General features: G+C 66.5%; 19 protein-coding genes. 12 read left to right on the top strand and 7 right to left on the bottom strand.

The window, feature by feature from the left end; translation table 11 throughout:
- The first annotated feature begins 97 nt into the window (after nt 1-97).
- The 5 genes from IWX65_RS04275 to IWX65_RS04255 all read left to right on the top strand — a co-directional run bounded on the left by IWX65_RS04275 (nt 98) and on the right by IWX65_RS04255 (nt 4,829).
- The gene (locus IWX65_RS04275) at nt 98-739 is read left to right on the top strand and encodes an ABC transporter permease (protein WP_196881195.1); all 642 of its coding nucleotides are present in this window, start codon (nt 98-100) and stop codon (nt 737-739) included.
- A complete protein-coding gene (locus IWX65_RS04270) occupies nt 732-2,018 on the top strand; it encodes an ATP-binding cassette domain-containing protein (protein WP_196881194.1) in 1,287 nt (428 codons plus the stop codon). The genes IWX65_RS04275 and IWX65_RS04270 overlap by 8 nt, the downstream gene beginning before the upstream one ends.
- A gap of 106 nt (nt 2,019-2,124) precedes the next feature.
- A complete protein-coding gene (locus IWX65_RS04265; protein WP_442859162.1) occupies nt 2,125-2,811 on the top strand; it encodes an ABC transporter permease in 687 nt (228 codons plus the stop codon).
- Nucleotides 2,808-3,803 carry a glycine betaine ABC transporter substrate-binding protein gene (locus IWX65_RS04260; RefSeq protein WP_196881193.1) on the top strand — a complete coding sequence of 332 codons (996 nt, stop codon included), beginning with the start codon at nt 2,808-2,810 and terminating at the stop codon, nt 3,801-3,803. Before IWX65_RS04265 ends, IWX65_RS04260 begins: the two co-directional genes overlap by 4 nt.
- A gap of 117 nt (nt 3,804-3,920) precedes the next feature.
- Nucleotides 3,921-4,829, top strand: a complete 909-nt coding sequence (locus IWX65_RS04255) for a phosphodiesterase (protein ID WP_196881192.1) — start codon at nt 3,921-3,923, stop codon at nt 4,827-4,829.
- Between the two features lie 50 nt (nt 4,830-4,879).
- Here the strand turns inward: IWX65_RS04255 and IWX65_RS04250 are convergent, their stop codons facing one another.
- The 4 genes from IWX65_RS04250 to IWX65_RS04235 all read right to left on the bottom strand — a co-directional run bounded on the left by IWX65_RS04250 (nt 4,880) and on the right by IWX65_RS04235 (nt 8,898).
- Complete coding sequence (locus IWX65_RS04250) at nt 4,880-5,686, bottom strand: MSMEG_6728 family protein (RefSeq protein ID WP_196881191.1); 807 nt, start codon at nt 5,684-5,686, stop codon at nt 4,880-4,882.
- A gap of 12 nt (nt 5,687-5,698) precedes the next feature.
- Complete coding sequence (locus tag IWX65_RS04245; protein WP_334683671.1) at nt 5,699-7,114, bottom strand: stealth family protein; 1,416 nt, start codon at nt 7,112-7,114, stop codon at nt 5,699-5,701.
- A 276-nt stretch (nt 7,115-7,390) separates the two neighbouring features.
- On the bottom strand, nt 7,391-8,206 hold the full coding sequence (locus tag IWX65_RS04240) for a potassium channel family protein (RefSeq protein ID WP_196881190.1): 816 nt from the start codon (nt 8,204-8,206) through the stop codon (nt 7,391-7,393).
- A gap of 56 nt (nt 8,207-8,262) precedes the next feature.
- Nucleotides 8,263-8,898: a DUF1684 domain-containing protein gene (locus tag IWX65_RS04235; protein ID WP_196881189.1), complete on the bottom strand. Its 636-nt coding sequence runs from the start codon at nt 8,896-8,898 to the stop codon at nt 8,263-8,265.
- A gap of 52 nt (nt 8,899-8,950) precedes the next feature.
- On the opposite strand from IWX65_RS04235, the gene IWX65_RS04230 reads away from it, so the two are divergent.
- Both IWX65_RS04230 and IWX65_RS04225 read left to right on the top strand, forming a co-directional pair.
- Nucleotides 8,951-9,703, top strand: coding sequence for a sulfite exporter TauE/SafE family protein (locus tag IWX65_RS04230; protein ID WP_334683644.1), 753 nt, complete (start codon nt 8,951-8,953; stop codon nt 9,701-9,703).
- A gap of 57 nt (nt 9,704-9,760) precedes the next feature.
- Nucleotides 9,761-11,065 (top strand): cell division protein PerM, encoded by a 1,305-nt coding sequence (locus tag IWX65_RS04225; RefSeq protein ID WP_196881187.1) that lies wholly within the window; start codon nt 9,761-9,763, stop codon nt 11,063-11,065.
- A 38-nt stretch (nt 11,066-11,103) separates the two neighbouring features.
- On the opposite strand, the gene IWX65_RS04220 is transcribed toward IWX65_RS04225, so the two are convergent.
- Nucleotides 11,104-11,670 (bottom strand): hypothetical protein, encoded by a 567-nt coding sequence (locus tag IWX65_RS04220; protein ID WP_196881186.1) that lies wholly within the window; start codon nt 11,668-11,670, stop codon nt 11,104-11,106.
- A 39-nt stretch (nt 11,671-11,709) separates the two neighbouring features.
- On the opposite strand from IWX65_RS04220, the gene purN reads away from it, so the two are divergent.
- From purN to IWX65_RS04205, 3 genes are all read left to right on the top strand, one after another.
- Nucleotides 11,710-12,279, top strand: coding sequence for a phosphoribosylglycinamide formyltransferase (purN, locus tag IWX65_RS04215; protein WP_196881185.1), 570 nt, complete (start codon nt 11,710-11,712; stop codon nt 12,277-12,279).
- 1 nt (nt 12,280) lies between these two features.
- Entirely contained in the window at nt 12,281-13,297 is a 1,017-nt protein-coding gene (locus IWX65_RS04210) for a magnesium and cobalt transport protein CorA (protein WP_196881184.1), read from the top strand.
- A gap of 133 nt (nt 13,298-13,430) precedes the next feature.
- Nucleotides 13,431-14,027, top strand: coding sequence for a DUF6318 family protein (locus tag IWX65_RS04205; RefSeq protein WP_196881183.1), 597 nt, complete (start codon nt 13,431-13,433; stop codon nt 14,025-14,027).
- Between the two features lie 128 nt (nt 14,028-14,155).
- On the opposite strand, the gene IWX65_RS04200 is transcribed toward IWX65_RS04205, so the two are convergent.
- Nucleotides 14,156-15,505, bottom strand: coding sequence for an MFS transporter (locus IWX65_RS04200; RefSeq protein ID WP_196881182.1), 1,350 nt, complete (start codon nt 15,503-15,505; stop codon nt 14,156-14,158).
- Nucleotides 15,506-15,704: 199 nt separating this feature from the next.
- On the opposite strand from IWX65_RS04200, the gene purH reads away from it, so the two are divergent.
- Both purH and IWX65_RS04190 read left to right on the top strand, forming a co-directional pair.
- Entirely contained in the window at nt 15,705-17,312 is a 1,608-nt protein-coding gene (purH, locus tag IWX65_RS04195) for a bifunctional phosphoribosylaminoimidazolecarboxamide formyltransferase/IMP cyclohydrolase (RefSeq protein WP_196881181.1), read from the top strand.
- A gap of 81 nt (nt 17,313-17,393) precedes the next feature.
- A complete protein-coding gene (locus tag IWX65_RS04190) occupies nt 17,394-19,613 on the top strand; it encodes an NADP-dependent isocitrate dehydrogenase (RefSeq protein ID WP_196881180.1) in 2,220 nt (739 codons plus the stop codon).
- A 115-nt stretch (nt 19,614-19,728) separates the two neighbouring features.
- Here IWX65_RS04190 and IWX65_RS04185 read toward each other — a convergent pair whose 3' ends face one another.
- Nucleotides 19,729-20,877, bottom strand: coding sequence for an MFS transporter (locus IWX65_RS04185; protein WP_196881179.1), 1,149 nt, complete (start codon nt 20,875-20,877; stop codon nt 19,729-19,731).
- Between the last annotated feature and the right edge of the window lie 22 nt (nt 20,878-20,899).

Here is a 20,899-nt window from a genome sequence, read left to right as displayed (position 1 = left end):
CAGCAGGCTTATGGTGGGAGTCCGTGCTTTGCAGCGTCGCCGAAATGCGGCCTGCAGCGTCCGCGGGCTACGTAACCGATGTGAAGTGGGTATGAATGTGTTTGATTTCGTAGGGGACAGGTTCGACCAAATCCTGTTCTCGAGCTGGCAACATTTTTCCCTCGTGGTGCAATGCCTCATCCTCGCCACCATCGTCGCCGTCGTCACGGCCGCGCTCGTCTACCGCAGCAGCGCACTGACTTCGATCGCCAACAGTGTGTCGGCGATCGGCCTGACCATCCCCGCCTTCGCACTGGTGGGACTGCTGATCGCCCCCTTCGGGTTCGGCGTGGTGCCGGCGGTGATCGTGGTGGTGTTCTTCGCCGTCCTGCCGATCCTCCGCAATGCCGTCGTCGGTCTCACCGGCATCGACCGCTCGGTGATCGAGGCCGCGCGCGGTATCGGCATGGGGCGGTTTCGGACCTTGACGCGCGTCGAGCTCCCGATAGCGTGGCCGGTCATCCTGGCCGGGATCCGCGTGTCGGCCCAGATGGTCATGGGAATCGCCGCCATTACCGCCTACGTCCTCGGCCCCGGGCTCGGCGGCTTCATCTTCTCCGGGCTGTCCAGGCTCGGCGGCGCGAATTCCTTCGAATCGGTGGTGACCGGGATCGTCGCGGTCATCATCCTTGCCCTTGTCCTTGATCTGCTCCTTGTCGGCCTCGGCCGGCTCACTATCCCGCGAGGTATCCGTGTCTGACACCATTCCATCAACCGAAACGTCTGACTCCCGGGATCCTGCCGGCCCCGGAACCGGCGGCATCACCGGCGCCAGCATCCTGCTCGATACGGTCACCAAGCGGTACCCCGGTCAGCGCAAAGCCGCAGTGGACGGCCTCACCATGGAGATACCGGCAGGGAAGATCGTGATGCTCGTGGGCCCTTCCGGCTGCGGCAAGACCACCACCCTGAAGATGATCAACCGGCTGATCGAACCGACCGAGGGCCGCATCGTGCTCGACGGCGACGACGTCACCAAGATGGACGGCGACGCCCTCCGACGGCGCATCGGCTACGTCATCCAGGCCGGTGGACTGTTTCCCCACATGACGGTCGCGACCAACATCAGCATCGTCCCCAAGATGCTCGGCTGGACGAAGGAACGCATCGCGGCACGTGTCGACGAGCTCCTCGAACTGGTGTCCCTCGACCCGGACCTCTACCGCGACCGGTACCCCAAGGAGCTTTCCGGGGGCCAGCAGCAGCGGGTCGGCGTTGCGCGCGCACTCGCCGCAGATCCTCCCGTGCTGCTCATGGATGAGCCGTTCGGTGCGGTGGACCCGATCACCCGGCTCCGGTTGCAGGACGAGCTCATCAACATCCAGAACGAGCTGCAGAAAACCATCGTGTGCGTCACCCATGACTTCGACGAGGCCGTGAAGCTGGGCGACTGGATCGCGATCTTCACCGAGGGGGCGCAGCTCGTGCAGTACGACACCCCGGAGCGGATACTCGCCGAACCGGCCAACGAGTTCGTCGAGAACTTCATCGGGGCGGGAGCAGGGCTCAAGCAGCTCACCCTGACCCGCGTCAACGAAGTGGAACTCGCCTCGGCTGTCACCGCCGAAGAGGGACAGCTTGCGAGCGACGTCCTGTCCCGGCTCGATGAGGCGCAGCACGACCACGCGGTGATCGTGGACTCGCGGGGACGGGCCATCCAGTGGCTGTCCCGGCGGCAGCTCGGCAGGATCGACACCATCAGCGGCGACCGCGACGCCAAACTCCCCCTCGTGGGGGACAGGGCGACCCTCAACGATGCGCTGGACACCATGCTGGTCTCCAGCGTCGGTGCGGCGCTGGTCACCGGCCGGCGCGACGTGTTCCTCGGAGTGATCGACGTCGACACGATCATGGACGCGATCGGGCGGGCACACAGCAATGCTCGAACTGCCCACGCCAGCGGCCGTCCCGTCGGCGTGAACACGGGCACCATCGACCTGCGCGACGCCGGCATCGACGGACGGCAGGCCGGTGAGTAGCGCCGAGATCATTCCCGGAACCTCCGCAGCGGCAGCCAGTAACGCCGCGGTCGAGGCAGAAGCGGCACGCCTGTCCTGGAAACCGCTGCTGTTCCAGCTCGCAGGGATCGTCGTGGCCGGGCTCGTCCTGCTCTTCTGGCTGTTGAACGCGGACCTCACCGACACTGAACGGACAACCCTCAGCCCCGACGCGATCCTCGGCTACACCCGCGAGCACCTTGCGCTCACTGCCGTGTCCGCCGGAATCGTGCTGCTGATCGCCGTGCCGCTCGGAATACTCCTCACCCGCAAGCCGTTCCGTCCGCTTACCGGCCCCGTACTGGCCGTGGCGAACATCGGCCAGGCCGCACCGGCCATCGGCCTCGTGGTGCTGCTGGCGTTCTGGTTGGGGTTCGGCTTCCCCGCGGCGGTCACCGCCCTGGTGCTCTATGCCCTGCTGCCGGTCCTCCGCAACACCATGGTGGGCATCACCCAGGTGGACGGTCGCCTCGTCGAAGCGGGCCGCGGAATGGGAATGAGCTCGCTGTCGGTGCTGATGCGGGTTGAACTCCCGCTCGCTGTGCCGATCATGCTCGCTGGTATCCGCACGGCGCTCGTACTCCTGGTCGGGACTGCGGCACTGGCCACCTTCATCAACGGCGGTGGGCTCGGCATCCTCATCACCACTGGCGTCAACCTCAACCTGCCGCGCGTGCTCATCGCCGGTGCGCTCCTGGTGGCGCTCCTCGCGCTGCTGATCGACTGGATCGGCCGCGTCGTCGAACATGTCGCGCGCCCGAAAGGACTTTCATGAGGCCCGCCTCCGGGCCGCGCTGCAGGGCCGTTGTCGTGTTGGCGACCGCAGGCCTCCTCCTCACCGGTTGCGGCCTGCAGCCGGCCACGTCCTTTGTTCCCGCCGCGGGGCCCGGCTCCATCCAGCCCCTCGACGGCGTGGACGGCGCACCGCTGACCGTCACGTCGAAGAACTTCACGGAACAGCTCATTCTGGGGAAGATTTCAGTTCTCGCCGCCCAGGCGGCAGGCTTCGACGTCACGGACCTGACGAACGCCCCGGGCAGCCAGCCGGTCCGCGACCTGATGCTTTCCGGAGACGCCGAGTTCACCTGGGAGTACACGGGCACCGCGTGGCTCGCCTTCCTCGGGAAGGAGGAGGGCATCGCCGACCAGGAGGAACAGTGGGAGGCGGTACGGGCCGCCGACGTCGAGAACGGCCTCATCTGGGGCGAACCGGCGCCGCTGAACAACACCTACGCCATGGCCGTGCGCACCGAGGCCATCGAGGAACTGGGGGGCATCACGAAGATGTCCCAGCTCGCGGAACTGCCCGTCGAGGAACGCACTTTCTGCGTCGAGGCCGAGTTCAATTCGCGTGCGGACGGACTGAATCCGATGCTGGCCCACTATGGACTGGAGCGCGGCGCGCCCGACGGCGTACCCGACGGGAATGTGGGAATCTACGACACGGGCGCGGTCTACACCGCCACCGACAACGGTTCCTGCAATTTCGGCGAGGTGTTCGCGACCGACGGCCGGATCCAGGCACTCGACCTGACGCTGCTCGAGGATGATCTCGGATTCTTCCCTGCCTACAACGCCGCTCCCGTGTACTACTCCGAGACCCTCGAGGAGTACCCGGGGCTCGAGGACGTGTTCGAGCGCATTGCTCCCGAGCTGACGGATGATGCGCTCCGGAAGATGAACCTCCTCGTGGACGTGGAGGGCGAGGAACCCGGCGACGTAGCGTTCGACTTTCTGGTGGAGAAGGGCTTCATCTCCCAGCCCTGAGGAGAGTTCCCGCAATGTTCAGCGACTAGCCGCAGCGGGTTCACCTTCCTTTCCCCCGGGCTATGTTTCGATGGAGTGGAATCGGTTCGTACCTACCAGCGATCCAAAGGGTTTCCCATGGAGTACCGCACGGCCGAGCATCCCCGGCCGCAGCAATTCATCCTTCATATGAGCGACACCCACCTCGTGGACGGTCCTGAGCCGTTGTATGGGGCGGTGGACAGCGAGGAACGCCTCTCCCGGATTTTCGCGGACCTTCATACCTCCGGAGCCCGCCCCCAGGCGATCGTCTTCACCGGTGACCTCGCGGACAAGGGCGAAGCGGGAGCCTATGCGAAGCTTCGCGCAATCGTCGACCCGGCGGCCCGTCGGTTGGGTGCCCAGGTGATCTGGGCCATGGGCAACCACGACGACCGCGCGGCCTTCCGCTCCGCCCTGCTGGATCAGCCCGCGGGCACGGCTCCCGTCGATGCGGTGTACGACGTCGACGGGCTGCGGATCATCACGATGGACTCGAGCGTCCCCGGACACCACTACGGTGAGTTCACCCGCGAGCAGCTGAGGTGGCTGGCCGACGAACTACTCGTCCCGGCCCCGAACGGCACCATCCTTGCCCTGCATCATCCGCCGGTTCCGAGCGTGCAGGATCTCGCCGTCCTCGTTGAGCTGCGGGACCAGCGTTCGCTCGCCGAGGTGGTCCGCGGCAGCGACATCCGGACCATCCTCGCGGGCCACCTCCACTACTCGACCACCGCGACCTTCGCGGGCATCCCCGTCTCGGTGGCCTCCGCCACCTGCTACACGCAGGACCTCCTGTACGACGGCGGAAGCCGCGGGCGCGACGGCGCCCAGGCCTACAACCTGGTCCACGTGTACGAGGAGACGATCGTGCACTCCGTGGTGCCGGTGGGTCGGCACGCCCCGGTGGGGGAGGTCGTGCCGCGCGAGGAGACCCACCGTCGGCTTACCGAGGCCGGAGTGTGGATCGCCGAGGCGCCCCCTGTGCGGCGGCTCTCTCGGGTCTAGGAGGCTGCACCCGGTGCGGCCCGAGCAACCCTGATCGGAGTGCGCGAGGCCTAGGGGGAAGCTCGTAGCGCGGTCGGGAGCGCGACGCTGAACAGCGTCCGCGGGTCCTGCAGCAGCGCGGGCGGATCGAAGTCCGTCCGCGTCAGCCATCCGGTGAGGGCGGCATCCCGCAGGAGCCCGTCCTCGTGCATCAGGACCGGTCCCACTGTCCCTGTCCTGAACCGTTCGCCGTCGGGATCGGCGATTGCTATCGAGTCGCCGTCGGTCACGGATTCCTCGAAAGCCTGGAGCTGGCGGTCCCACTTCCCGCCGATGCGCCCCCCGGGCGGTCCGGGCGGCATCAGCAGACGCGTCTGCCCCTCGGGAGGGTGCGCCGGGGCCCGCCAGATCCAGAGGCGGCTCCCTTCGGGGTCGATGGGCAGCAGTTCCTTCGCCGGCTCCGGCCACACATACGGCAGGTCTTCCGGGACGCCCGGGAAGCGGTCCCGGTAGATTCCGGGGGCTTTCTGCACGAGGTTCGACTGGTGACTCAGGTGGAAGGCCAGATCGCCGAGCCAGGGCGGCAGAGCGACGTCGGGCTCGTCGAGCACCTCCGGGGCGAACTCGAGGATCTGGCGCCCTGTCGAATCTTGGTGTCCCCGGGACACCCACTCGTCCACCATGGCGAGACCATACAGCGTCAGGGCAGGGACGTACCCCATCCACATGCGGATTGCAGGGTGGCTCCGCCAGCCGTAATCCGGGATGACGAGCGCCCGCAGGGTCTGCAGGGTCTCCACCCGCTGCTTGCCCAGCCGCGCCTGGTCGAGCACAGCGGCGCTCGAGGCGAAGTCGGCGTACGGCAGGAAGGTTTGCATGGATTCAGCCGATCACTTTTCCCAGGGAGCCTTGACCGGGAAATACTTTTCCAGGAACTCGGTGACGAGTCGCGCCCGCTCCTCCGCGGGTACCTCGGGAAAGCTGCCGTCATTGAGGCAGAAGAAATCCTGGTTGCGTTTGTCGAGCATCTTGTTGAGGCTTTCCAGCCCTGAACGGGAGGTGGTGTCGACGTATTTGACCTTCGCCATCTCCTGCGTGACCGCCCGCCCGGTGAGGAGTGAGTAGTAGTGGTACAGCGAATTGGTCACCGAGATGTTGTCCTTCGCTCGGAACCTGGACGCGGCTGTCGCCGTGAACTCGGCCGCGAATTCCTCCTCCATCTCCAGCAGGACGCTCTTGCGCAGCGGTGCGGCGGTGTGTTCGAGGTGGCGCGTGGTGATGCGACCGAAGCGCTCATGCAGCAGGCGGCGATTCACCCGGGCGGCGTTCTCGAAGCCGCTGCGCTCGGCGTCGTTGTCGCCGAGGCCGATCCGGGTGTCCGCCTGGATGAACTTGGTGATGCCGCCGGGGGAGAAGAACATGTCGGGGCCCACGGGACGGCCGAAGAACATGTCGTCGTTGGAGTACAGGAAGTACTCGGACAACCCCGGAATGTGCTGCAGCTGGCTCTCCACCGCCTGGGAATTGTGCGTGGGCAGGACCGACGGGTCCCGGAAGTGGTCCTCCGAGCGGACGAATGTCACGGACGGGTGCTCGGCGAGCCATTGCGGGCGGTCGGAATCCGTGGCCACGAAAACCCTTCGAACCCACGGAGCGAACATGTAGACCGAGCGCAGCGCGTACTTGAGCTCGTCGATCTGCCGGTAGCGGGCTTCGTTGTCATCGCCCTCACCCACCACCACGTTCTGCATCCGTGCCGCGCGGGCGGCCTGGTACTCGGGGCTGCTCCCATCGACCCAGGAGAACACCAGGTCGACGTCGAAGTCGATGTCCGTCGCATGATCGGCGAACATGTTGTCGATGGTGGGCCAGGTCAGGCCGTGGCGTATCACGGAACCCCTGACCGCCTCGGACGCCGGGAGGGTCCGCCGGGTCAGCGAGTTCTCCACGGGCAGCTCGATCACGTCGGGATTCAGTGCCCACAGTTCAAGCTGGACGCCCGCCGACGGGCCGAAGGCGAGCCCGCCCAGGGGCTCGATGCGCGGGCGGAAGAGGCGGAAAATCCGCGCCTTCTCGCTGTGTGAAAGGGCGCCGTCCGAAACCAGGAGGGTCGTTCGCCGCTTGGTGTCCACCGTCCGGGAGTAGAACGGCTCGTTCCGGCAGGCCTCCACCAGGGCGAGCCGGAGCCTCTCGCGGTCGTCGAGGTCGATCGCAATCACCGGGCGCTCGTCGTTCCCACGCACCAGCAGATATCCGATGCCCGCCTCGTCGAGTGCCGCTCTGATGAACAGGAGGTCCTCCACCATCGCCTGGTGCGGCGTCCGGTCCGAGTTGATCAGGGTGAAGCGGCGCTTGACAGTGGTGATGTCCGAGCGGTCGGTGAAGCGGGCCACCGCCGCGCGGGACGCGGACTCGAGTATCTCGGCTTCATTTTCGGGCTCGGGGGCGCCGAAATAGATGTCGTGTTGAGCAGCCGTGTCTGTAATCGGAACCTCCGCAAGGGTGGATGAGTCGTCGATTACAGGATAAAGCCTCGAAGCGAAAGCGATTGTCGCGCAGAAAACGCCGGCCGCTGGGAAGCCCTATCCGTGTGCCGGATCTGATGGATCCGCCGTCCCCGGGGTGTTGAGCGCACCCGGAGCACCGGTTGCGCCGGGTGCGTTCGATGCGCTCGAAGCCCTGTGTGAACCGGACAGCTGCGCAGTCAGGGAGTCGAGCTGGAGGGAGACGTTCCGCAGCTCGTCATCGACCGCACGCTCCTGCGCGTGGTCCCTGGCGGCGACCGGTGCCGTGACATTTTCGACCAGCCACGAGGCGAACGCCGCCGTCACCGCGCTGAGTACGCCGATTCCCGCAATCATCAGTCCCGCTGCCACCAGTCGGCCGGCCAGGGTCACAGGATAGTAGTCGCCGTAGCCCACCGAGGTGATGGTGGTCATGGCCCACCACAGGGCGTCACCCAGCGTCAGGATATTGGCACCCGGGGCGTCCTGCTCGGCGTCGAGCACTGCCAGCGCCCCTGCATATCCCAGCACCGTCATCGAGACCACCACGTACAGGACGATATGGCCGCGAAGTGCATCGCCGCCCGAACGGTTGAGTACGCGCAGCAGGGGGATCAGCCGCAGGAGGCGCAGCGGCCGCAGGATGGGCAGGAGGATGACCACCAGCTCGTGGAGGTGGCGGAAAAACCAGCGTCCCCGCCGTTCGGCAAGCAGCAGATTGGCTGCGTAATCGATCAGGAAGACCGCCCAGACGAGCCACAGCACGGTCTCCAGCAGGAGATGCTGTGCCGGGGTGACGCGGCTGGTTACCTGGATGGTGTAGGCGGCGAGGAAGATGAAAGCCGCGGCAATGAGGGGCCAGTCGGTGTACTTCCGCCAGGTGCCCTGCGTCATCGGGACACCTCTCCTCGGATGGCGGAACGGATGCTGTGGGATTTGATGGGGGGCTCCTAGTACCGCGCGTGCAACTCGCCCACGGCGAGCTCGGCGTCGAGGCGGTTGTCGGTGCCCGGCAGGGGGCAGGCCCACGCTTCGTCGTAGGCGCAGGACGGATTGTAGGAGAAGTTGAGATCGAGGACGAGGCTGCCCGGCAGCCGTCCCTCACCTAGGTACGCGCCCTTCACGGTGTCCAGCAAGTACCTGCCTCCGCCGTAGGAGCCGCCCTCCGCGCCCGCTGTGGCATCCCGCAGGGGCAGGAAGAGCCCTCCAGCATAGGAGGTGAGCCGCCACAGGGCAAGGTGCCCCAGCCCCGGGAGCGACAGGGTGCCCAGCCGCTCGAACGGGACGATGCCGTCGGTGCCGGTCGGTACGTCCATGCGCTGACCGGAACCCTCGTCGCTGATCGTCGCCTCGAAGCGGTACGCCGGCTGGTAGGGCGCCACCTTGAGGGAGGTGAACCGGCCCTGCGCGGCTGCATCGAGCGGCGAGGCAGGGTGCTCGCGGAACAGCCGGTTGCGGCCGTCCTGCCACAACCGGTGCGCGGTCTCGGGCGATTCCGCGTCGGAGCAGGAGCGGACGTCCGCGTAGAGCCCGAAGATCCGGGCGCGCCAGTCCGCGATGGCCAGGGCGGTGGTGATTCCAGTCATACCGTCAGGCTACCCGGCCCCGGAACCGTTGCCCCGGCGTACTGTGTCTAGGGTGACACTCGGAGTCTTCTTCATCGTGCTGGCCGCCATCCTTCTCGGAGCCATCGCCCAGCGGATAGCAGGGCTGGGATTCGCTTTGCTGGTGGCTCCGTTCCTGGTGCTGATCCTCGGACCCCACACCGGAGTCCTGATGGTGAATATCTGCGGAGTCGTCTCCTCCACGCTGATCATCGGGCGGGTGTGGCGCGATATCGACTGGAACATGTTCCGCTGGCTGGTCTTTCCCTCCCTTCTCGGGTCGCTGCCGGGCTCCTACCTTGCCGTCGTGGTTCCCTCGGCGCCGCTGTCGGTGACCGTCGGCGGTATCGTGCTCGTGGCGCTGACCGTGTCGCTTGTCCTGCAGCGATCCGACATCGTGGTCAGTGGCAATGCGCCGAAGGCCGTTGCAGGGTTCGCTGCGGGGCTCACCAACTCCATGGCGGGCGTGGGGGGTCCCGCGGTGAGTGCCTATGCGCTGCTGTCCCGCTGGCCACAGCGGCCCTTCGCCGCCACACTGCAGCCCTTCTTCGCGGTGATCGGCGTCGTGACCCTGGTCACCAAGCTGAGCCTCGATCCCTCCCAGGCACCCGCCCTCGAGCCCTGGATGTGGGGGGCGATCGGAGCTGTCATCGTGGTGGGGATCTTCGCCGGTGAGAAGCTGTCGCGGTTCGTCCACGACCACCACGCACGGTTCGCCGTCGTGGTGATCGCGTTCATCGGGGCCGGCCTGGCGACCGTTCGCGGCATCATCGACCTCACGGCGTAGGCTCCCGCGCCGCGTCGCACAACGCGCACGGCGTTTTCCGGTGGCACCATTGAAGGGATGAAACTCCCTCCCCGAAAACCAGGCGCACTTCCCATGCCACTGTGGCTGCAGGGGGTGCTCGAGCTTGGCCAGGCCGCCGTTCTTTCAGCCGTGCTGGTCCTGGTTCCCGTCCTCGCCGTGTGGCTGACCGGTGGCTTCGCCGAGCGGTCCGCGGAATCAGCAGCCCAACTCGCTGGGCAGGGCTGGCTCGTGATGCACGGGGTGCCGCTGGTGCTCTCCTTTCCCTCGGGGGCAGGGGAGGGCGATCCGACGTCGGGGCTCTTCTCCGTCGTGCCTCTCGGGCTCATTCTTCTCCCCTTCCTGCTGGCGTGGCGCGCCGGGCGGCGGCTCGCACGGGCGTCGTACACGGACCAGCTGTGGCAGGCGCTGCTGGGGGGCCTCGGCATGTACGCCGTGGCGGGCATGGCCACCGCGTATTTCGCGAGTAACGAGGAGGCCACGGCGTCGCTCATCGCGGGTGCACTGATCCCACCACTGTCGGCGGGCCTCGGCATCGTGACCGGCGCATACAAGGAAGCAGGCGCGTGGAGCAGGCTCGTGGGGGTGGACCTTGCATCCTGGATCTCACGCAGCAGCCAGCACTCGCGGTGGGCCGGGTCCTATGCGCTCTGCGTTCTCCGGTCGGCGTTCCTCGCCCTGGTTGCTGCCGCAGGCCTGTCCGCCCTGCTCCTCGCGGTCACCCTGGGAATCCACTGGGCGGAAATCGCAGCCATCTACGAGCGGCTCGACGCCGGTATCGCCGGTTCCTCGATGCTCACGATCCTCCAGGTGGGCTTTCTTCCCAACCTGGTGTTGTGGGCCCTTTCGTGGTCCTCGGGAGCAGGCTTCGCCCTCGGTACCGGGAGCTCCCTCACCCCCTTCGCGACATCGGTGGGCCCACTGCCGGCGTTCCCGGTGTTGGGTGCGCTGCCCGCCGGTGAACTCGAGTACGGGTATGCCGCCCTCGCCATTCCCGTGGTGGCCGGGCTGCTCGCGGGCTGGTGGTTCTTCCGGGAGGGCGAGAACCATCTCGACGAATGGCTCCTGCTGCAGTCCAGCCGCCGCTGGCTGACGGCGGCGGTGTCGACGCTGGTGATGGGACTCCTGATGGGCCTCATCGCCGGCATCGGGGGAGCGATGCTCGCCCTGCTGTCGCGTGCTTCGCTCGGCCTCGGCCGCCTCACCGACCTCGGACCGGATCCGCTGCTGGTGGGCCTGCTGCTTGCTGCGGAAGTCGGCGTCGGGGCGATTGCGGGGTACGCGTTCAGTCCCCTGCTGGAGCGGGAGTCGCGGCGGCCGGTGGCCCGGCAGTCAGGAAGTTAACAGGGGCCGGATCGGCGCTGGTCCAGGCCCGTCGGGTATCAGTTCGGGGTCAGCAGTCCGTCGAGGTTCCGCAGTCCGTCCTCGCACGTCCGCTCCGCCTGGATGGTCAGGGCAGTGCCCATGCAGTCCTCGTAGGTCTCCGTGATGGGCCACAGCAGCACCGAGGCACCGGTGCCGATCACCAGGAAAAGGGCAGCAGCAAGGCCGGCTATGGTGCTCACCCGGACGAGCCCGGGCAGCTTCGTCCTGCCGGTCCGGACCAGCGCGACGATTCCGAGGACAAGGGCCGCAATCCCGAAGACCAGACCGAGCACCTTCCACGGCAGCATCAGGCTGCTCCCTATGAGCGCCGCGAGCAGTGCGGCCATGAACCAGGTCAGGAGCGAGTGGGTCCCTTTCGGCGGGTCGCCGGGGCGCTGCGGGCCACCATCATCGGCTTTCGTCGGGCCGCCGCCACCCGACCGTTCCGGGCCGCCGTCCGGCCGCTTTCCGCCGCCCTTGCCGGATTTCGTCGGGCCCATCGCGCTGCCCGGGTGGGGAACGTCACGCTGGTCCGGATCCTGCGGCGGCGGTGCAGGGCGCTCTGGGTGTTCGACGTCTTTCATGGGTTTAACCCTAGGCGACGGCGCACCTAAGGTGGTGCCATGCGTATAGTCGTCCTGGTATCGGGCACCGGATCCAATCTTCAGGCCGTGATCGACGCCGTTTCCTCGGGAACGCTCGACGTCGACATTGCGGCGGTCGGTGCCGACCGGCCCGGCACCCCTGGAGTGCAGCGTGCGGCTGACGCGGGGATCAGCACCTTCGTCGTCGACTTCAGGTCCTACCCCGACCGCGCGGACTGGAATGACGCGCTGACAACCGCTGTCTTGGCCCACAAGCCCGACTACGTGGTGTCCTCGGGCTTCATGCGGATCGTCGGCCAGGAATTCCTCGATTCCTTCCCCAACCGCTACCTCAACACGCACCCGGCGCTCCTCCCGAGCTTCCCGGGCGCCCACGGGGTGCGCGATGCACTCGCCTACGGAGTGAAGATCTCGGGCTGCACCGTCATGATTGCCGACGCGGGAGTGGACACCGGGCCCATCCTCGCCCAGGCGGCGGTGCCCGTGCTGCCGGACGACACCGAGGAAACCCTCCACGAACGCATCAAGGTCGAGGAGCGCCTGCTACTGATCGACACGCTCCGGCAACTCGCTGCGAAGGACCGTTGACATGGCACTAGTGGCCAACGCCGTCTACGTGGACGGCAGGCGGCGCCTGGAGCCGAAGAACCTCGACCAGACCTTCGAGCTCATGCGGGATCGGGGAGGGATGGGTTGGATCGGCCTGTACCGGCCCCTGGCGGGGGAGATCGCGGCGGTTGCGCAGGAACTCGACCTTCATGAGCTGGCCGTCGAGGACGCCACCAACGGACACCAGCGCGCCAAGCTCGAGCGCTACGAGGACACGCTCTTCGTGGTGCTCCGCCCGGCGCGCTATCTCGACGCAGAGGAGAAGGTGGAATTCGGTGAGCTCCACGTTTTCATCGGTTCCGACTTCGTGGTGACGGTCCGGCACGCAGAATCACCGAATCTCGGCAACGTGCGGCGGCGTATGGAGGAAAGCCCCGAGCTGCTGGCACTGGGACCGCAGGCCGTCCTGTACGCGATCCTCGATGAAGTGGTGGATGAGTACGAGCCCGTGGTGCAGGGTCTCGAGAATGACATCGATGAGATCGAGAACGAACTGTTCGGCGGAGACCCGGACGTGTCGCGCCGCATCTACGAGCTGCACCGGGAGGTCATTGAATTCCAGCGCGCCACGCACCCGCTGCAGTCCATGGTCGAGTCCCTCCAGCGGGGGTCCGAGAAGTACCGGCTCGATCCCGGACTGGTCAGCCGGATGGGGGACGTGCGGGACCACGTGATCCGTGTCGTTGAGCGGGTCGATACTTTCCGGGCGCTGCTGCAGAACGCGTTGACCGTCCACTCGACGCTCGTGGCCCAGCGCCAGAACGAGGAGATGACTCGCCTCACCGAAACCTCACTTGCCCAGAACGAGGAGGTGAAGCGCATCTCGTCGTGGGCCGCGATCCTATTCGCGCCCACCCTGATCGCTTCCGTGTACGGCATGAACTTCGACGTCATGCCCGAGCTGCACTGGGCTCTCGGGTATCCCTTTGCGCTGCTGCTCATGGCGGCGATGGGGGGCGGTCTCTACTGGACGTTCCGGCGGAACCATTGGCTGTAGGGTGTTCCAGTTCACACAGCAAGTGAAGGAAGTTGCTTAAGGCTACGGTTAGGCTTGGCGAGGCGAACATCGCCCGGGCTTATCAGCGTCCATCTTCGAAGGCGCCGCCCCTATCCAGTTGTTGGGAAGATCAATGAATCTCACCAGGACCGCGGCAATCGCCGCGCTTTCACTCTTGGCGCTGTCTGCGTGCGGTACTGCTGCGGAGCCGGAATCAGCGCCCGAGGCCACTCCCTCGCCGGCGAGTTCAAGCGCTGCTGCAGCAAATATCGTGCAGCCCGAAACCAATGAACTCTCCGGAAAAGGCACTGCAGAGGGCGCGCGGGCTTTCCTGTTCCACTATTTCGACCTCAAGTCCTACGCGCTGCAGACGGGAGACACTGCTCCGATGCTCGAGAACCTGGACGGGGCCGATGCAGAGCTCGACGCCGCAAAGGACCTTGAAGCGATCTACGCCGACGGCGGGTGGGTGCTCGGAGGCCAGCCGAAGGTCACTGACGTCTACGTCACCACGCCCGACGACGAGGTGGTGGACGGCGCCGATGTCACGGCCCTGGTCACCGTCAATCCCGGCGCCTACACCGAGTTCTCGGAGGGCGGCGCCGTTCAGGAACAGCGGCCCTTCACGCCCGGGGGCACCACGTACACCGCCGTCGTCGTCCATGCCGATGGAGGGTGGACTGTCACCTCGCTCGAGGAGACACCCGACGCCGAGCTGCCGCAGGCCTAGGAAATCGTTCCGGAGCGGCTCCGGGGCGACTTCGGCCGCGCCGGTCCGAACAAGCGCTGCGCTGGAAGCGACTTTCGCGCCGGTCCGACCCGGCGCGGGAGTCGTTTCTACAGCGCAGGTCAGTACGACTAGGGCAGTTCGGCTCCCTTGGTTTCCGGTGCGTTCCTTGCCATGAACAGGACCGCTCCGAGGACCAGGGAACCCGTGATCGCGAAGGTCAGCGGCAGTCCCAGGTGGGGCCACAGCAGTGCGCCGAAGATCAGCGGCACGAAACCCGCCCCCACCCGGGACACCGTAGACGCCCAGCCGAAACCGCTGCCCCGCAGCTCGGTGGGATACAGCTCGGAGACGTAGGTGTACAGCACGGGGATGGCCACCTGGATGGTGAAGTTGAAGACGAGCAGCCATGCCGTCGCCACCACCGGCAGGTCGAGGGTGAGGGCAAAGATCACCAGCACGACGGCGGACAGCGGGCCGGAGACCGCGAGGATCCATTTACGTCCTACCCGCTCCACCAGCAGGGCCGCGGCGATGACGCCGAAGAGGCCCATACCGGTGGTGACCGCCGTGGTGAGGAAAGCCACGGACTGGGGGTAGCCCGAATCGATGAGGATCTTCGGCATCCAGGTCAGGGCTCCGTAGTAAACGAGCAGGATGGTGAAGAAGAGGCTCCAGGCGGTCAGGGTGATGCGCCAGTTGAACCGCCACAACCCGGTCAACTGCCCGGACATGCTGCCGATGGAGAGCTTCGGCGCCTCGCCGGGCTCCGGCAACCGCCAGGCGGTCCGGGTTCCGCCGGTCCGGTCGATGAGGTCGTTGATGACGGCCTCGGCCTCCCGGGTGCGCCCGCGCTGCACGAGGTACAGGGGCGATTCAGGTACCGAGCGCCGTACCCAGAACACGAGCAGGGCGGGAATCACCATCACCAGCATCGCCGCGCGCCAGTCGAACCGGGCCACCAGCAGCGTGGTCACGATGCCGCAGAGGAAGGCTCCGATGGGCCACCACGCGTCCATCGCCGTCAGCACCCGGCCCCGTTGCTTCCGGGGCGTGAACTCACCCACCAGTGCGTAGTCGACCGGAATGCAGCCGCCCAGGCCGAAGCCGGCCAGGAACCGGAAGGCGCAGAACCAGAGGAAGTCAGGAGAGAACGCGCCGAGCACGGTGAAGATCGAGAAGATCAGCAGGGTGGCGGTGAACGCCGTCTTCCGGCCGATGATGTCGGCGATGGACCCCCAGGCGAACGCCCCCACCGCCATGCCGATGAGGTTCGCAGTTCCTACCCAGGCGGCTTCGCCCCGGGTCAGATCCCAGTGGTCCGACAGCAGCGGGATCAGGTACCCGTTGAGGGTGACGTCCCAGGCGTCGAACATGAAGCCGAGGCCGCCGATGAGGAAGATCCTGCCCTGGACGCGCCAGCGCCACGGAAGGTCCTGGACCACCTGATCGCCGGTGGGTAATTCGGTGTGCGTGCTCACGGTGCCTTCCTGGACGGGCTCGATGCCTGGAACACCTTACCGTTCCCTGATTTTACCGGCAGTGTTCTTTACGGCCGCAGTGTCATCCAGTGCGCAGCAGGAACGGTTATCCGGCCCGGAACCGGCTTTTCGTGCACACTCGATTCGGGCCGCTATAGACTTGGCACGGCCCCATCCCGAAGACCAGACGGAGATTTGCGTGTCCCTGACCCACCTTGACCGCGTTCCTATTCGCCGAGCACTGATCTCGGTGTTCGACAAGACGGGACTGGAGGAGCTGGCGCTGGGACTGAACCGTGCCGGAGTGGCGATCGTTTCCACCGGATCCACCGCGCAGCGCATCGCCGCCGTCGGGGTGCCGGTCACCGAGGTCGCCGAGGTCACGGGTTTCCAGGAGTGCCTCGACGGGCGCGTCAAGACCCTGCACCCGAAGGTGCACGCAGGAATCCTCGCGGACCGACGCCGGCAGGAGCACATCGACCAACTCACCGAGCTGGGCGTCGAGCCCTTCGACCTGGTTGTCGTCAATCTCTACCCGTTCGTGCAGACCGTGCAGTCGGGGGCCGGGCAGGACGACGTCGTCGAGCAGATCGACATCGGCGGCCCCGCGATGGTCCGCTCGGCAGCGAAGAACCACCCATCGGTCGCCGTCGTCGTCGATCCGGCACGCTACGACGACGTCGTGGCCGCCGCAGCCGAGGGCGGGTTCGACCTCGACGCCCGACGCCGGCTTGCCGCGCTCGCCTTCGCCCACACCGCCGCGTACGACACCGCCGTCGCCTCCTGGACCGCAGCCCAGTTCGGGGACGGCACCGACGACGGCAACGCATGGCCCGCCTACGCAGGCCTGGCGCTGGAGCGCTCGGAGGTGCTGCGCTACGGCGAGAACCCCCACCAGCAGGCAGCCCTGTATGTCGAGAAAGCAGCGACGCCGGGGATCGCCCAGGCGGACCAGCTGCACGGCAAGGCCATGAGTTACAACAACTTCGTGGACGCCGACGCCGCCCTCCGCGCGGCGTTCGATTTCGAGGAACCGGCCGTCGCCGTGGTCAAGCACGCCAACCCGTGTGGCGTCGCCGTCGCCTCGCACGACGCCGTGGATGCGATCACCGACGCCCACGCCAAAGCCCATGCCTGCGATCCGGTGTCAGCGTTCGGCGGAGTCATCGCGGCCAACCGTGAGGTCACCGTGGGCATGGCCAACGCGGTGAAGGACATCTTCACCGAGGTGGTTATCGCGCCGTCGTTCGCGCCGGCCGCCCTCGAGATCCTCAGCACGAAGAAGAACATCCGGCTGCTCGTCCTTCCCGAGGGCTACCGCCGTGACCCCGCTGAAATGCGCCAGGTGTCCGGCGGCGTCCTGCTGCAGATGGTGGATACGCTCGACGCCGACGGCGACGACCCCGCCAACTGGACTCTCGCCGCAGGTGCTGCGGCCGACGAGGCCACCCTTGCCGACCTCGCCTTTGCCTGGAAAGCGTGCCGCGCGGCGAAATCGAACGCGATCCTCCTCGCCAGCGACGGTGCGTCGGTCGGTGTCGGCATGGGTCAGGTCAACCGGCTCGACTCGTGCCGCCTCGCCGTCGAGCGGGCCAACACGCTCGGCAGCGGTGAGCGCGCACGCGGTGCCGTCGCGGCGTCGGACGCCTTCTTCCCGTTCGCGGACGGCCTGCAGATCCTGCTCGACGCCGGAGTGCGCGCGGTCGTCCAGCCGGGCGGGTCGGTCCGTGACTCCGAGGTCGTCGACGCCGCGAACGCAGCGGGAGTGACCATGTATTTCACCGGCGCCCGGCACTTCTTCCATTAGTCCCACCGGTCCCCTCGGGTAGGTTAGAGCCGACGGGACACCCCGAAATCCACAGCATTCGAAGACCCAGGGAGACGCCCAATGGCCAAGATCATCTATACCCACACCGACGAAGCGCCCATGCTGGCGACCTATTCGTTCCTGCCGATCGTCGAGGCGTTCGCCTCGACCGCCGGCGTGGAAGTGGAAATCCGCGACATCTCACTCTCCGGGCGCATCATCTCCCTCTTCGGTGACCACCTCACCGAAGAGCAGCAGATGGACGACGCGCTCGCCGAGCTCGGAGCCCTCGCGAAGACCCCGGAAGCGAACATCATCAAGCTTCCCAATATCAGCGCGTCGATTCCGCAGCTCAAGGCCGCGATCGCCGAGCTCCAGGGCCAGGGCTACGCGCTGCCGGACTACCCCGATGCACCCTCCTCCGATGAGGAGAAGGAAGCCCGGGCGCGTTACGACAAGGTCAAGGGCAGTGCCGTCAACCCTGTGCTGCGTGAGGGCAACTCGGACCGCCGTGCTCCCGCGTCGGTGAAGAACTTCGCCCGCCAGAACCCGCACAGCATGGGGGCGTGGACACCGGATTCGAAGACTCGTGTAGCCACCATGGGCGCCGATGACTTCCGCTCGAACGAGAAGTCAGTGGTTCTCGAGGCCGACGACGTCCTTCGGATCCAGTTCACCGACGGCGACGGCAACATCTCCGTCCTGAAGGATTCCTTCAACGTGCTTGCCGGCGAGGTCGTGGACGGCACAGTGCTGCGCGCGGCCGCCCTCGATGAGTTCCTGACGGCGCAGGTGGCCCGTGCCAAGCAGGAGGGCGTGCTGTTCTCCGCCCACCTGAAGGCCACCATGATGAAAGTGTCCGATCCGATCATCTTCGGCCACGTGGTGAAGGCTTTCCTGCCCGAACTGTTCGCTGCCTACGGCGACCAGTTGGCCGCTGCCAACCTCAGCCCGACCAACGGGCTCGCGTCCATCCTCAATGGTCTCGACACGCTGCCCGCCGAGGTGCGCGACGGCGTCAAGGCCGCCATCGAGAAGGGCATGGCGGATGGCCCGAAGCTGGCCATGGTCGATTCCGACAAGGGCATCACCAACCTCCATGTCCCCAGTGACGTCATCGTGGACGCCTCCATGCCCGCGATGATCCGCAGCTCCGGACACATGTGGGGTCCGGACGGTGAGGAAGCGGACACCCTCGCCGTCATTCCCGACAGCAGCTACGCCGGTGTCTACCAGACCGTTCTCGACGACTGCCGCGCCAACGGGGCCTTCGACCCGACCACCATGGGGACCGTCCCCAACGTCGGACTGATGGCCCAGGCCGCCGAGGAATACGGCAGCCACGACAAGACCTTCGAAATCAAGGCCGCCGGCACCGTGCAGGTGCTCGACGGATCGGGAACCGTCCTCATCGAGCACGAGGTCCAGCCGAATGACATCTGGCGGGCCTGCCAGACCAAGGACCTGCCCATCCGCGACTGGGTCAAGCTCGCCGTCACGCGTGCCCGGGCGTCCGGTATGCCCGCCGTGTTCTGGCTCGACGAAAGCCGTGCGCACGACGCCAACCTGATCGCCAAGGTCCGGGAGTACCTGGGGGAGCACGATACCGAGGGACTGCAGATCGACATCCGAACGCCGGAGAAGGCCACGGCCTTCACCCTGGAGCGGATCCGCAGGGGAGAGGACACCATCTCGGTGTCAGGCAACGTGCTGCGCGACTATCTCACCGACCTGTTCCCGATCCTCGAGCTGGGCACCAGCGCCAAGATGCTCTCGGTGGTACCCCTCATGAACGGTGGAGGCCTCTTCGAGACCGGCGCCGGCGGTTCAGCGCCGAAGCATGTCCAGCAGTTCGTGAAGGAGAACCACCTCCGCTGGGACAGCCTCGGGGAGTTCCTTGCGCTGGCCGTGAGCTTCGAGCACCTGGCGACGACGACGGACAACGCCCGTGCACAGATCCTCGCCGACACCTTGGACCGCGCCACCGGCACGTTCCTGCTGGAGAACAAATCGCCCAGCCGTCGGGTCGGCGAGATCGACAACCGCGGCAGTCATTTCTACCTCGCCCAGTACTGGGCGCAGGAGCTCGCGCAGCAGAGCGAGGACACCGACCTGGCCCAGGCCTTCTCCGTGGTGGCTGAGGCGCTGGTATCGAACGAGGAAACCATCGTCGCGGAGCTCCTCGCCGTGCAGGGTTCTCCGGTGGACATCACCGGCTACTACCACCCGGACGTGGCCAAGGTGGCCTCGGCCATGCGTCCCTCGGTCAAGCTGCAGGAAGTGCTGGCGATCCTCGGCTGAGGTCCCGCCCTTACCGGCTCCGAGGCCGCTCCCGCACCGGCGGGGGCGGCCTCGGTGGATCTGCCGATCGATCGCAAGTTCGCGCGGAGGTTGTTTTCTCCCGTCGCCCGGATTCTCAATGAACCTCCTGGAGGTCCCGTCGCCTGGGTCTTGTGCTGTGGATGACCGGGGGAAAGCTTGCGGCGGCGATAGCGAAGGCCGACAGGGGGCTGGTCAACTCCAGCAGTGCGCCGATCAGCAGTGCCCCCATTGCCTGGCCGAGGGCCAGCGTGATGAACAGGGCTGCGGTCGCCGCGGCGCCATGCCCCGGGATTGCCTCAGTAGCCCAAGCGATAAGAACGCCGCTGAGCGCGACGTAGCTGCCACCGAACACGGCGCCGCCGATGAATACAGCGAGGACGTTGGAAGGCCAGGCGCCGATGAGAAGAGTAGCCAGGCCCATCAGTGCTGCGGTGGTGATCCATCCTGTACGCAAGCCCCACCTGGTGACGAGATCACCGGAGAAGGCGCCGGCGATGCCCGCCGCCCCCAGACAGATCCAGAAAACGGTCGCTTGAACGTTGCCCATCTGCCCTTCCGCAATAACCAGCGACCGGCCGAAGGTCCACACTGCGGCGCTGGAAATCCCCGCGAGCAAGGCAGCGACTGCGGTTAGGCACAACGGTTTCAGGTCGGTGAGCCGACAGGCCGCGTGTCCTACGGCACGTGTTGGTGCTGCTGTGAATTGCTGACCGGTGATCAGTACGGCAGTGGTGGCGGCGATATTGAAGGCGGCGATGATCCACCAGGCCGTTCGCCATTGGTCGGTCAGGACCAGGGCAAGAGGGCCGGCGATGACAACCCCGAATCCTGTTCCCGAGTTGACTACTGCCTGAGCCCGCACAGCAGCCGCGGAAGGAATTTTTTCCTGAACTAGAACGACCAGAGCGGGTGAGGCGAATCCGGCGCCGGCACCGGCGATGAGCATGCCGACCGCCAGCACCATCGCTGAGCCGGAGAGCGCCACACTGATGCTCCCTGCGGCCGCGATTCCTCCGGCCAGAAGCACAGTCGACCGCGGCGCACCAGCCATCCGATACGCAGTGGCTGCCGCAATACAGTAGGTGAGGAAGCTACCGCTGGAGATGGTTCCGGTAGCGGCAGGAGTCAGGTCGAAGGAAGCGCTGAACGCTGGAACGAAGAGTCCGTAACCGAAACGGGTCAGACCGTAGGTTGAGGCGATGAGGGCAGTGGCACTGATGACGAAAGGCAGTCGAATTCCCACCTACCCTCCTTGCTAGAACCAA

Origin of the sequence: Arthrobacter sp. CAN_A214 (assembly GCF_015751955.1) — a bacterium.
GTDB lineage: Bacteria > Actinomycetota > Actinomycetes > Actinomycetales > Micrococcaceae > Arthrobacter_D.
Note: the sequence above shows the minus strand (reverse complement) of the source record. Positions and strands in the feature narration are given on the sequence as shown.